Origin of the sequence: Pseudotabrizicola sediminis, assembly GCF_004745575.1 — a bacterium.
GTDB classification, from domain to species: domain Bacteria; phylum Pseudomonadota; class Alphaproteobacteria; order Rhodobacterales; family Rhodobacteraceae; genus Pseudotabrizicola; species Pseudotabrizicola sediminis.
The window spans coordinates 125,709-137,824 of the sequence record NZ_RPEM01000003.1 but is presented as its reverse complement, the minus strand read 5'-3'; the positions used below and the strand labels follow the sequence as shown (position 1 = coordinate 137,824).

Annotated in this window: 11 protein-coding genes; 5 read left to right on the top strand and 6 right to left on the bottom strand. The window is 64.3% G+C overall.

Going from position 1 to position 12,116, the window contains the following annotated elements; translation table 11 throughout:
- Positions 1-3: 3 nt before the first annotated feature.
- The 6 genes from EEB11_RS05510 to EEB11_RS05485 form a co-directional block, all read right to left on the bottom strand.
- Positions 4-489 carry a GNAT family N-acetyltransferase gene (locus EEB11_RS05510; protein WP_135429419.1) on the bottom strand — a complete coding sequence of 162 codons (486 nt, stop codon included), beginning with the start codon at positions 487-489 and terminating at the stop codon, positions 4-6.
- Positions 486-1,091, bottom strand: coding sequence for a VOC family protein (locus EEB11_RS05505; RefSeq protein WP_135429700.1), 606 nt, complete (start codon positions 1,089-1,091; stop codon positions 486-488). The genes EEB11_RS05510 and EEB11_RS05505 overlap by 4 nt, the downstream gene beginning before the upstream one ends.
- Positions 1,078-2,655 carry a Ppx/GppA family phosphatase gene (locus EEB11_RS05500; RefSeq protein ID WP_135429418.1) on the bottom strand — a complete coding sequence of 526 codons (1,578 nt, stop codon included), beginning with the start codon at positions 2,653-2,655 and terminating at the stop codon, positions 1,078-1,080. The genes EEB11_RS05505 and EEB11_RS05500 overlap by 14 nt, the downstream gene beginning before the upstream one ends.
- 133 nt (positions 2,656-2,788) lie before the next feature.
- Positions 2,789-4,963 (bottom strand): RNA degradosome polyphosphate kinase, encoded by a 2,175-nt coding sequence (locus EEB11_RS05495; RefSeq protein ID WP_135429417.1) that lies wholly within the window; start codon positions 4,961-4,963, stop codon positions 2,789-2,791.
- A 46-nt stretch (positions 4,964-5,009) separates the two neighbouring features.
- The gene (locus tag EEB11_RS05490) at positions 5,010-5,687 is read right to left on the bottom strand and encodes a P-loop NTPase family protein (protein WP_135429416.1); all 678 of its coding nucleotides are present in this window, start codon (positions 5,685-5,687) and stop codon (positions 5,010-5,012) included.
- Positions 5,684-6,820, bottom strand: a complete 1,137-nt coding sequence (locus EEB11_RS05485) for an AI-2E family transporter (protein WP_135429415.1) — start codon at positions 6,818-6,820, stop codon at positions 5,684-5,686. The genes EEB11_RS05490 and EEB11_RS05485 overlap by 4 nt, the downstream gene beginning before the upstream one ends.
- Before the next feature lie 375 nt (positions 6,821-7,195).
- On the opposite strand from EEB11_RS05485, the gene proS reads away from it, so the two are divergent.
- The 5 genes from proS (at position 7,196) to EEB11_RS05460 (ending at position 12,077) form a co-directional block, all read left to right on the top strand.
- Positions 7,196-8,536, top strand: a complete 1,341-nt coding sequence (gene proS, locus EEB11_RS05480; protein ID WP_135429414.1) for a proline--tRNA ligase — start codon at positions 7,196-7,198, stop codon at positions 8,534-8,536.
- Positions 8,537-8,632: 96 nt separating this feature from the next.
- Positions 8,633-9,283: a ThuA domain-containing protein gene (locus tag EEB11_RS05475; protein WP_135429413.1), complete on the top strand. Its 651-nt coding sequence runs from the start codon at positions 8,633-8,635 to the stop codon at positions 9,281-9,283.
- A gap of 80 nt (positions 9,284-9,363) precedes the next feature.
- On the top strand, positions 9,364-10,032 hold the full coding sequence (gene trhA, locus EEB11_RS05470; protein WP_167852662.1) for a PAQR family membrane homeostasis protein TrhA: 669 nt from the start codon (positions 9,364-9,366) through the stop codon (positions 10,030-10,032).
- A gap of 91 nt (positions 10,033-10,123) precedes the next feature.
- Complete coding sequence (locus tag EEB11_RS05465; protein ID WP_135429411.1) at positions 10,124-11,407, top strand: lipoprotein-releasing ABC transporter permease subunit; 1,284 nt, start codon at positions 10,124-10,126, stop codon at positions 11,405-11,407.
- Positions 11,400-12,077, top strand: coding sequence for an ABC transporter ATP-binding protein (locus EEB11_RS05460; protein ID WP_135429410.1), 678 nt, complete (start codon positions 11,400-11,402; stop codon positions 12,075-12,077). The genes EEB11_RS05465 and EEB11_RS05460 overlap by 8 nt, the downstream gene beginning before the upstream one ends.
- The last annotated feature ends 39 nt before the right edge of the window (positions 12,078-12,116 follow it).

The following is a 12,116-nucleotide window of genomic DNA, read 5'->3' as shown; positions in this document are numbered from 1 at the left end:
TTGTCAGGAGAGGATTTTCTGCATCAGCACAAGATCCATCCAGCGCCCGAATTTCCGGCCCACCTGCGGCATCAGCCCAGTCTGAACATAGCCCAGTTTCGTATGAAAGTCCTGCCCAGCCGCATTTTCCGCCGTCACCCCGGCCACCATCACATGTGCGCCAGCAGATGTTGCATGCGCCTCTACCGCCCGCATCAGCGCGCGGCCAAAGCCATGGCCCCCTGCCTCTGGTGCCAGCAGCACGGTATGCTCCATGCTATGGGCATAGCCGATGCCGCCGCGAAACTGGTCATAGGTGGCAAAGCCCTGCACACGGCCCTGCGCCTCGGCCACCAGAAAACAACGTTGCACCTGACGGGTGGAGATGGTGGCGATCACCTCTGCCACCGTCTTTTCGGCCGAATTGAAGGTGGCCACCGTGTCGCGGATATAGTGGTTCCAGATCGCGGCCACCGCTTCGGCGTCGCCCGACGTGGCGTTGCGGATCATGCCAGCACGCGCCGCCCGTGCGGCGTGTCGATCTCGGCCCGCAGGGCCAGCGCCCCGGTCTCCACCACCACCCGCGCGTCGGACAGCCCGGACAGCGCCGCGCGCAAGCCCGCCGCCTCGGGATGCGTCACCACCAGCCGCGCCAGCCGTGCCCCGCTGTCGGGCAGGCGGGGGGCCGGATGCGGCCCTTGCCACTGGATCAGCGCCGGAAACGCCCCGCCGAACGGCAGCTGCCCGTCAGTTGGCACCCCCATCCGCCAGCGAAGATCGCCGCGCGCCAGATCAACCGCCACGCCCGCCCCCGCCGGGGCCTGCGCCAGCCCGGCATCCAGATCATCGCAGGCCACCACCCAATTGGTCAGACGCGCAGCCCCCGCAAAATCATCCAAGGCAAACCAGCGTGGCCATGCCGGTGCAGGGGCCGCCGGATCAATCGCAATCACCTCCAGATAGGCATCCCCCAGCCGCAGCAGCCGGTTGTGCGTGCCCATATGCGCGTGCTTGCCCCCCGGAACCAGCGGCAGGCCAAGTGCTGCCTCGACTGCCCCAGCCCCTTCGTCCAGCGCTGTGCAGCTGACCGCCAGATGATCAAACCTCAGCATCATCTTCGCCCGGCTGCAGCACACGCCCCTTGGCCCGCAGCGCCTGTGTCAGCGAGGAAAAGCGCGCCTTTGCCACCTCGCCATACAGCCCGACACCCAGTTCGGTCAGCTGCAGATCCAGCGTGCGCTTTTTCGGCTTCCACACCAGTGCCCCGGCCTCGGCCGGATCGCCTGCGGCGAACATGGCACCAAAGCGCATCGCCTTGCCCAGCACCTCGGCCTCCTGAATCTCGTCTTCCGACAGCAGCCGGAACAGCGGCTCTAGCCGCGACCCGGATCGGTTGTTCTTGTAGCGGTGCAAGAGCGACAGGCCCAGAAACACCCGCCCCGGATGATCCAGGCCCCCAAGGTTGGCCCGCGTCGCATTGTCGAAACACACATCGGCGCGGTAATCGGGATGCGCCCGCCATGTGGTGTCATGCAGCAGGCACGCCGCCTTGATCAGGCGCAGACGCTCCTTGGGGTGGTCCTTGAACAGGGGCATCAGAAAGGTGAACAGCGTCTTGCCGGTGCCGGGCAGGCGGGCACCGGTCAGTTCCGCCATCCGCGCTGCCTCGATCAGCGGGTCGCGCTGCCGCAGTTTGTCGGGCATCTGTTCATAGAGCAGCCCCTCGCGTATCCCGTAAGACGAGATGTCGATTTCCGATGGTTTGAACACCCGGATCAGCTCGCGCAGCACCTCGCAGGCCAGCGGCACCAGCTCCATCCGTTCCTGCGATGTGCCGGTGCGGCTGCGCAGCATGGTCAGATCGGCGGTCTCCAGCCAGTCCAGCGTATCGAGGGCCGATTTGGTTGGCATCCGGTATTCGTGCAGCACCGTCAGCGGATAATTCCGCCGCTCCATGTCCAGCCGGGCAATCACCCGCCACGACCCGCCCACCATATAAAACCGCTCGCCTTCGGACTTGATCTTGTCCTGCGCACTGTTCAGCACCCGCTGAATCAGAGCCCGGCGCTTTTCTACCCCGCCTTCCACCTGTTGCAGGCGGAACGGTCCAAGCTGGGTCGATACCCGCTTGCCGACCTTGCCATCGCCCACGCGGGCCAGTTCCATAGAGTTGCCGCCGATGTCGCAGACCACGCCCTTGGCCTCGGGCCAGCCCAGCAGCACGCCCTGCGCCGACAGCCGCGCCTCCTCATCCCCGTCGATCACATGCAGCCGCAGGCCGGTTTCTTCCAGCACCTGCGCCGAAAACGCCGGCCCGTCCTTGGCTTCGCGCGTGGCGGCGGTGGCCACCACGGTCAGGGGGGCGGCCCCCATGCCGCTCGCCAGCAACGAAAACCGCTTGAGCGCGGCCAGCGCCCGCACCTTGCCTTGCGCGTTCAACATTCCCGTCTCGCCCAGACCCTTGCCAAGGCCGCACAGGATTTTTTCGTTGTAAAAATACGCGGGTGACCGCGCCGCGCCGTCAAACACCACCATGCGGACCGAGTTTGACCCCACATCGACCACACCCACGCGGGACAGCGCCCGCACCGAAGGGTCTTCAAACAGCGACCGGCCAAAGGGGCCGAAATCTTCATCCTCTGCGTCGGGCGCAGTCTGGTTCTGGTCGCGTATCATATGATCCCCAGTGCAGTATGAGCCGGACCTTGGCGCAAGGTCCGGGGCGGCGTCAAGCGAAGCGCCGCCTTGTTGTTGTGCAGGGTGAACCGGGCTGCGGCCATATCGTGCCACATGTGATCCACCACGCGCGTCAGTCTTTCAGGGCTGCCAGCTTTGGCACATCCTTGGCCCCGGCGGTGCCCCGGCCCGACAAAGACGGGTTTTCCATGAAGAACGTGTGACAGGCGAACAGCTTGCCATCTTTGGGCTGCAACTCGCGCGCGCAGGTGCCATCAGGGTTCAAAACCCAGCTCTGCGCCTCGTCGGCCAGATTGGCGGCCATGATCTGGCTGACGATCTGCGCCTTCACGGTGTCATTATGCACCTCGACCAGCGTTTCGACCCGCCGCGTCAGGTTGCGGCCCATCCAGTCGGCGCTGGAGAAAAACACCCGCGCCTGCTTGCTGGGCAACCCGTGGCCCGACCCGAAACAGACAATCCGGCTGTGTTCCAGAAACCGCCCGACGATGGACTTGACGCGGATGTTCTCGCTTAACCCCTTGATGCCGGGGCGCAATCCGCAGATGCCGCGGATCACCAGACTGATCTTCACCCCGGCCTGTGACGCCGCATAGAGCGCGTCAATCACCTCGGGGTCGATCACGCTGTTCATCTTGGCCCAGATTTCCGCAGGCCGCCCGGCACGGGCATGATCCGCCTCTGCCGCGATCAGGCCCAGAAGGCGCGGCTTCAGGCTGATCGGCGAAATCGCCAGATTCTCCAGGCCCTCGGGTTGCACATAGCCCGACAGGTAGTTGAACACCTTGGTCGCATCGCGCCCCAGCGCCGCGTCGCAGGTAAAGAACGACAGATCGGTATAAATCCGCGCAGTGATCGGGTGATAATTGCCGGTGCCGTAATGGGTATAGGTCACAAGGTTTTCACCCTCGCGCCGCACCACGGTGCTGATCTTGGCATGGGTCTTGTAGTGGATAAACCCGTACACCACATGCGCGCCCGACCGTTCCAGCCGTCGCGACTGGCGGATGTTCGCGGCCTCATCAAACCGGGCTTTCAGCTCAACCAGCGCCGTCACCGATTTGCCCGCCTCCGCCGCCTCGCACAACGCACTCACCACCGGACTGTCCCAACTGGTGCGGTACAGCGTCTGCTTGATCGCCAGCACATCGGGATCGCGCGCCGCCTGTTCCAGAAACCGGATCACCAGATCAAAGGTCTCATACGGGTGGTGCAGCAACATATCCTTTTGCCGGATCGCGGCGAACAGATCGCCCTCATGGTCCTGTACCCGTTCGGGCACGCGCGGGGCAAAGGGTGGCCACAACAGGTCTGGCCGACTGGACAGCACCAGCTCCTTCAGATCGGCAACCCCCAGCAGACCCTTGACCTCGACCACCTCGGGCTCGGTGACCGACAGCTCTTCCATGATCAGCGCGCGCAGATCGGCCGGTGCCCCCGCCGTCATCTTCAGCCGGATCACCTCGCCCCGCCGCCGCCGCTTCAGCGCGGTCTCGAACTCGCGCACCAGATCTTCGGCCTCATCCTCGACCTCCAGATCGCTGTCGCGCAGCACCCGGAACGCACAGTGTCCCCGGTCGGTATAGCCCGGAAACAGCATGTTCAGATGCAACAGCAACAGTTCTTCCAGCGGCAAAAACCGGTGGATCCCCGGCTTGCCTGGCAAGGGCACAAAGCGCGCAATCTGCTGCGGAATTGGCAACAGCGCCTTGAGCGTGCGGTGATCGGTCAGCCGCTCCAGCTCCAGCGCAAGCGAGAACCCGGTGTTCGGGATGAACGGAAACGGATGCGCCGGGTCGATCGCCAGCGGTGAAAGCACCGGAAACACCTTGTGCAGGAAATGCGCCTCCAGATGCCGCAGATCTGCCGCTGTCAGTTTTGACCGGGTGACAATGCTGATCCCCTCGGCCTCCATCTCTTTTTTCAGGCAGTTCAGCACCGTCTGCTGGCGCTGCATCAGTTTGCGCGCATCGGCCTGGATCATCACCAGTTGATCCGCCGGGGTGCAGCCGTCTTCCGACAGCCCGGCGTTCTTGGCCCGTACCAGCGCGCGCAAGCCCGCCACCCGCACGGTAAAGAACTCATCCAGATTGGTGGCGGAAATCGACAGGAACCGCAAACGCTCCAGCAGCGGCACATTGGGGTTTGCCGCCTCATCCAGAACGCGCCAGTTGAAGGCCAGCCAGCTCAGCTCACGGTTAAAGAAGCGCCCCGGCCCGGTAATTTCGGCCTCGGGCAGCGAAATGGGGTCTGGGAACGGGGCCTTGAGGAAATCTGCCTGTGTCATGACCGGGTGTTATCCTGCGGAACTCTTGCGGTTTTATGCCACTGTCTCACTCTGAATCATCCCTGTCCAGCAAGCCCTGCGCCGTCGCCCGTGTGATCGGGCGGCCCTGCGCCAGCGCCCGCGCATCCATTGCCGCCACCAGCGCGCGCGCGGCATCAATCGACCGTTCCATCCGCGCCACCAGCCAGGGGATCAGCGCAGGCGGCACCACGGTCTGCCGGTCGGTGAACAGCTTGACCAGCACCGCAGACAACAGCGCATCATCCGGGGCCTCCAGCCGCGCCACCGGCGCTGCCTCCATCCGGCTTTTCAGGTCGGGCAGCGCCAATCCCCAGTCCCGCACTGGCCCCCGCGCGGTCAGCAGCAAAGACCCGCGCGGCACCACCAGATTGTGCAGGTGGAACAGGGCCACCTCGGCCTCCGGAACCCCCGCCACCGCGTCGGCATCCTCGACCACCACCGTGCCCGCCTGTGCCAATGCAAGCAGATCCGCCCCCGCCAGAGCGGTGCCCGCCACCATCACCGCCCCCGCCATATCGGCCCACAGATGCGCCAGATGGGTCTTGCCCGCCCCGGGAGGCCCCACCAGCAGCATCTTGCCGCCGGGCCAGTCGCGCCAGCCGTCCACCGCCGCCAAGGCATGGGCATTGGCCACCGATTCAAAGAAATCCGCACGCCGGAACGCCTGACGTGCGGGCAGGTCGAAGGCCAGTTGCCGCGTCACACCGCATCCTCATCGCGCAGCGCGCGGTCAGACACCGGCACCGGGGCCGGGGCAGAAACCTGAACCGGGGCCGGATGAACCGGGTCCACCCCGCGATACAGCACGCTGTTCTGATACTGGCTGATCGCAAAGCGCAACAAGACCCCCAACGAGGCCGCCACCGGCACCGCGATCAGCATGCCGGCAAAGCCCAGCAAAGACCCAAAGGCCGACAGTGCCAGCAAGAGCCACACCGGATGCAGCCCCACCGAACTGCCCACCAGCTTTGGTGTCAGCACATTGCCTTCGATGAACTGGCCAAAGGCGAAGATTGCCGCCACGATCCCGATGGCTACCCAGTCGCCCCAGAACTGGAACAGCGCCAGGCCAATCGCCAGAATCCCGCCGATGATCGCCCCCACGTAAGGGATGAACGTCACCGCCCCGGCAATCGCCCCCACCACAAGGCCGAACTGCAGCCCGGCTAGCATCAGCGCCACCGAGTAATACGCCCCCAGGATCAGACAGACCGTCAGTTGCCCGCGCACGAACCCCGCCAGCACGCCGTCGATCTCGCGCGCCAGCCGCCGCACCGTGGTCACATGATCGCGCGGGATCATCGCATCGACCCGCGCCACCATCTTGTCCCAGTCGAGCAGCAGATAGAAGGCCACCACGGGCACCACCACGATGAACACCACCGCCGACAGCACCGACATGGCCGAGGTCAGCACGCCTTGCGCCAGATCGCCGCCCTTGGACTGGATGAAATTACCGATATCGGCGAGGGTCTGGCGCATGATGCTGGTCTCGTCCGACAGCGCGGGAAATCGCTCGGTCAGGAATGCCTGCAGGTTGCGCGAAATCTCGGGGGCTGCGTTGACCAGCGCGCTGGTCTGCTGGATCAGCGACGGAATGACCGCCAGCACCAAAAGCACCACCACCAGAAACATCATCAGCGTGATCACCGCCGTCGCCGTCACCCGGCTCAACCCCAGCCGCTCCAGCCGGTCCGCCACCGGGTCAAGGAAATAGGCCATTGCCCCGCCGACAAGGAACGGCACCAGCACATTCCCCATCAGATACATAAGGATCAGGAAAACCGCAGCCGCGATCCCCCAGTATTTCGCCTGCTGTGTGATCGGAAGTGCCATGACGCCGCCCTGTGTAAGCCCGGCCCTGATATTGCCGCTGGGGCGATGCAGTGCAAGGGGAGAGAGGGGAAAGGCCCCTGTCGCCACCCCTGCGGCGGGGTGAACCCCGCCCTACCGCAAGACCCGTAGCGTGCCCACTCATGCGTAGGGTGGGACGTTCGGCCCGGCACGGGCAGGTTGTCCCGCAAATGCGCCACGTTGGGCGCGCCAACCGCGCCAAAATCTTATCAATCGATGCAATCAAAAAGCATAAACCATTGAAATCAATTGCCCGATATCCCTGTTACACAAGGGGAAACCCTCAGCAGCCTTGCCTGATCCCAGTGAAGCGGGTAGGAACCTTGCGACCCCCTTTTTAGCGATAGGCCGCCCCAAATGCGTCTCTCCCGATACTTCCTCCCCGTCCTCAAGGAAAACCCGTCCGAGGCGCAGATCGTCAGCCACCGCTATATGCTGCGCGCGGGCATGATCAAGCAGCAGGCGGCGGGGATCTATTCCTGGTTGCCGCTGGGCTACCGGGTGCTGAAGCGGATCGAGCAGATCGTGCACGAGGAACAGGCCCGCGCGGGTCACATTCCCCTGCTGATGCCTACCCTGCAACCCGCCGACCTGTGGCGCGAAAGCGGCCGCTATGATGACTATGGGCAGGAAATGCTGCGCATCAAGGACCGCCACGACCGTGACATGCTGTTCGGGCCGACCAATGAAGAGATGATCACCGACATCTTCCGCGCCCATGTCGGCAGCTACAAAGACCTACCGATGACGCTGTATCATATCCAGTGGAAGTTCCGCGATGAGATGCGCCCCCGTTTCGGCGTAATGCGGGGCCGCGAGTTCCTGATGAAGGACGGCTACAACTTCGACATCGACCGCGACGCGGCGCTGCACGCCTACAATCGCCACATGGTCAGCTATCTGCGCACCTATGAACGCATGGGCCTGACCGCCATTCCGATGCGCGCCGCTTCCGGCCCGATCGGTGGCGACAACACCCATGAATTCCTGGTGCTCGCCAGCACCGGGGAATCCGAGGTGTTCTATGATGCCGCCGTGACCGACCTGAAACTGGGCGCGCGCGACGTTGATTTCGACAACCGCGAGGAAGTGGCGGGCATCTGCAAAGAATTCACCACCCTTTACGCTCGCACCGACGAGACCCACGACGCCGCCCTGTTCGACCAGATCCCCGAAAACCGCCGCCGCGTCGGTCGCGGGATTGAGGTTGGCCAGATCTTCTACTTCGGCACCAAGTATTCCGAAGCCATGGGCGCCACCGTGGTCACGCCTGACGGGTCGAAAGTGCCGGTCGAGATGGGGTCGCACGGCATCGGCGTCAGCCGTCTGCTGGGCGCGATCATCGAGGCCAGTCATGATGACAAGGGCATCATCTGGCCCGAAGGTGTCACGCCCTTCCCGGTCGGGATCGTGAACCTCAAGCAGGGTGACACGGGCACCGATGCCGCCTGCGACGGGCTGTACAAAGCGCTGAAGGCCAAGGGGCTGGAGGCGCTGTATGATGACCGTGAGGAACGTGCGGGCGCCAAGTTCGCCACCATGGACCTGATCGGTCTGCCTTGGCGCATCACCGTTGGCCCGCGCGGGCTGGCAAACGGGGTGGTGGAGCTGACCAGCCGCCGCACGGGCGAGTCCGTGGAGATGTCGGCAGAAGCCGCCGTTGACCGTGTTGTGCAGATCTACGAGGGTCATCGCTAGGGGACAGGCCGGGGGCTTCGCGCCCCCCATGCCTTTGGTCCCTTGAACCAACGGCATACCCCCAGAGGTGTTTGAAGACCGAAAATGGAGCAGGCCGTGGTACGCGCATTGATCACTTGGGGCGGATGGGACGGGCATCAGCCCGATGTTGTGGCAGGCCTCATCGCAGGATGGTTGCGCGAGGCGGGGATGGCGGTTCAGGTCACCGACAGCCTGTCCTGCTTTGACGACCCCGCTGCCCTGACCGATCTGAGCCTGATCGTGCCGGTCTGGACCATGTCAGAGATTGGCAAGCAACAGGCCGACCATGTGGCGGCGGCGGTCGCGGGGGGCGCGGGCCTGGCAGGCTGTCATGGTGGCATGTGCGACGCGTTCCGCACATCCGTGACCTGGCAATTCATGACCGGGGCGCAATGGGTGGCGCATCCGGGCGATGACGGGGTGCGCTATACGGTGCGGACGGTCAGCGATGACCCGCTGGTGCAGGGAATCGCGGATTTCGAGGTGGAGACGGAGCAATACTATCTGCACATCGACCCGGCCGTGAAAGTGCATGCCGTCTGCGACTTTCCACAGGTCGACGGGCCACACGCGCCGAACGGGCCGGTGGCGATGCCGGTGGTCTACACCAAGCGCTGGGGCCAGGGGCGCGTGTATTACAATGCGCTGGGGCATCAGGCCAATGTCATCGACCATGGCCCGGCGGCAGAGCTGATGAAGCGCGGCCTGCTCTGGGCCGCGCGCTGACGCAACGTCAGACCCGGCACAGATTGACCTTTGGTGCTGCAACGCGATCTTTGAGCATTGCCCCTTGATCCGGACCCATGATGACCCTGCCGACCGAACATCCCCGACTGATGAAGCGCCCTTTCACGCTGGGTGAGCTGGTGGCGGACGGGGTGGTGCATGCTTTGGCACTGCTTGTCGGGGTCATGGCCTTTTCGGCACTGCTGTATCATGTGCTGGTGCGGGCTGATTTCGGGCTTTTTGCAGCGCTGTCTATCTATGCCGCAGGGTTTTTCCTCATGTTCGGCTTTTCGCTCGCCTATAACATGGCCCCGCCTTCTGCGGCGAAATGGTTGCTGCGGCGGTTCGACCATTCGGCGATTTATGTCATGATCGCAGGCACCTACACGGCCATTCTGGCGCAGTTCGACCCCGGGATGACTGTATGGCTGCTGGGGGCGGTGGTCTGGGCCGGGGCCGTGCTGGGGGTGGTGGTCAAGTTGGCACTGCCGGGGCGCTATGACGGGCTGGCTGTCATCGCTTATATCGCGCTTGGCGGGGTGGGGGTTCTGGCCATCGGCCCTGCCAGTGCGTCATTGCCGGATGCGTCGCTGTGGCTGATCGTGCTGGGCGGCGTCACCTATGTCAGCGGTGTGGCGTTCTACAAATGGCATCGGCTGCGGTTTCACAATGCGATCTGGCACCTGTGCGTGGCGATTGCCGCTGGCCTGCATTTTACAGCCATCGCGATTGCTGTCGGGCACGGGTGATCCCGCCAAAGTGACGCCAGGGTGGTCCGGCCTGACTTGACGCGACGTGCTGCAACCGACACTGTCCGCGCAAAAGACATAAAGAGCAGACATGCCCCAGACAGCCCCCTTTTCCCGCTTTGAACGGATGATCGCCTGGCGCTATCTGCGCGCCAAACGGGCCGAGGGCGGGGTCAGTGTAATGACATGGATCAGCCTGATCGGCATCACGCTGGCGGTATTTGCGCTGATCGCGACGCTGGCGGTGCGGGCGGGGTTCCGGGCGGAGTTTGTTGATACCATCCTGGGGGCCAACGCCCATGTCACGGTCTATTCCGCCGGGCGGGCGGATGAGAATGGCAATCTGGTCAAGGGGTTCACCGAATACGAGGCGCTGTCGCAGGCTCTTGCCGCCGTGCCGGGGGTGACCCGGGCCGCCCCGATGATCCGCGGGCAGGTGATGGTATCCAGCCAGGGGGCGACCAACGGGGCCGAGGTGTACGGGTTGTCGGAAGACGATCTGAAATCCATCCCGCGCGTCGGCCTTGGCGCGCAGGCCGAGGGCGATATTGACCGGTTTGACGAGGGCGTGGCCATCGGCTCGGTTCTGGCGCGGGAACTGGGGGTGACGGTGGGGGACCGTATCCGCGTGATCTCGCCCGATGGGGTCAGGACAGCCTTTGGCACCAGCCCACGCGTGAACGCCTATGAGGTGGTCTATATCTTTACCGCCGGGCGCTATGACATTGATCGCACGCGGCTTTACTTGCCGTTCACCGAGGCGCAGAGCTATTTCAACCGCGAAGGGCTGGCCGATGAATTCGAGGTGATGGTCGACCAGCCCGATGATGTCGACCGCTACGCAGCGCCCTTGCTGCAGGCCGGCGGCGATGATGCGATCCTGTGGACGTGGCGAGACTCCTCGGGGGCGTTCCTGCGGGCGCTGGATGTCGAGGACAACATCATGTTCGTGATCTTGTCGATCTTGGTGCTGATCGCCACGATGAACATCATTTCCGGCCTGATCATGCTGGTGAAGAACAAGGGCCGCGATATAGGCATCTTGCGCACGATTGGCCTGACCGAGGGGTCAGTCCTGCGGATTTTCTTTATGTGCGGGGCCTTTACCGGGATTGTCGGCACTGTGCTGGGAGTGGTGCTGGGCTGCCTGTTTGCGCTGTACATCGACCCGCTGTTCTCGGCGGTGAACTATCTTGCCGGGGGCGGGGTCTGGGACCCGTCGATCCGGGGCATCTATGCGCTGCCGGCAAAGCTGCAATGGGTGGATGTGTTGTCGGCGGTGTCGCTGTCTCTGGGGCTGTCGTTCGTCGTGACGATCTTCCCGGCCCGGCGCGCGGCGCGGATGAACCCGGTGGAGGCGTTGCGCTATGAGTGATCTGGCACTGGACCTGCAGGGGGTTGAGAAGACCTACAACAAGGGCAAGCCGTCGGAAGTGATGGTGCTGCGCGGCGTGACACTGTCGGTAAAGCCGGGCGAGGTGGTGGCTTTGGTGGCACCTTCGGGGGCGGGCAAATCGACGTTGCTGCACATTGCCGGGCTGCTGGACACGCCCGATGTGGGCACTGTGCGGCTGAACGGGCGTGACATGAACGGGCTGGCCGACACGGCGCGGACAGAAGTGCGGCGCGCGGATGTGGGCTTCATCTACCAGTTCCACCATCTGCTGCCAGAGTTCTCGGCGCTGGAAAATATCGTTATTCCCCAACTGGCTAATGGGTCAGATGCGGCCACGGCGCAGGCCCGCGCGATGGATTTGCTGGCCCGTGTGGGCGTGGGGCCGCGGGCAGATCACCGCCCCGCCGCGCTGTCGGGGGGGGAGCAGCAGCGGGTGGCGTTTTGCCGGGCGATGGCCAACGCACCGCGCCTGTTGCTGGCCGATGAGCCGACGGGCAACCTTGACCCCGCCACGTCGGACCAGGTGTTTGGCGCGCTGATGGATCTGGTGCGGGCCACCGGGCTGGCCGCACTGATCGCCACGCACAACATGGAACTTGCGGCCCGGATGGACCGGATCGTGCGGCTGGATCAGGGGCGCGTTGCCTGAGGGCTTGTGCCGAGCCTGTGGCCCTGTCACCATGCGGCA

What these genes read in the sequence shown, in the direction of transcription:
- EEB11_RS05495 (WP_135429417.1), bottom strand. Translation starts at nt 4,963, where the DNA reads ATGACACAGGCAGATTTCCTCAAGGCCCCGTTCCCAGACCCCATTTCG.
- proS (WP_135429414.1), top strand. Translation starts at nt 7,196, where the DNA reads ATGCGTCTCTCCCGATACTTCCTCCCCGTCCTCAAGGAAAACCCGTCC.
- EEB11_RS05510 (WP_135429419.1), bottom strand. Translation starts at nt 489, where the DNA reads ATGATCCGCAACGCCACGTCGGGCGACGCCGAAGCGGTGGCCGCGATC.
- trhA (WP_167852662.1), top strand. Translation starts at nt 9,364, where the DNA reads ATGACCCTGCCGACCGAACATCCCCGACTGATGAAGCGCCCTTTCACG.
- EEB11_RS05500 (WP_135429418.1), bottom strand. Translation starts at nt 2,655, where the DNA reads ATGATACGCGACCAGAACCAGACTGCGCCCGACGCAGAGGATGAAGAT.
- EEB11_RS05460 (WP_135429410.1), top strand. Translation starts at nt 11,400, where the DNA reads ATGAGTGATCTGGCACTGGACCTGCAGGGGGTTGAGAAGACCTACAAC.
- EEB11_RS05465 (WP_135429411.1), top strand. Translation starts at nt 10,124, where the DNA reads ATGCCCCAGACAGCCCCCTTTTCCCGCTTTGAACGGATGATCGCCTGG.
- EEB11_RS05505 (WP_135429700.1), bottom strand. Translation starts at nt 1,091, where the DNA reads ATGCTGAGGTTTGATCATCTGGCGGTCAGCTGCACAGCGCTGGACGAA.
- EEB11_RS05485 (WP_135429415.1), bottom strand. Translation starts at nt 6,820, where the DNA reads ATGGCACTTCCGATCACACAGCAGGCGAAATACTGGGGGATCGCGGCT.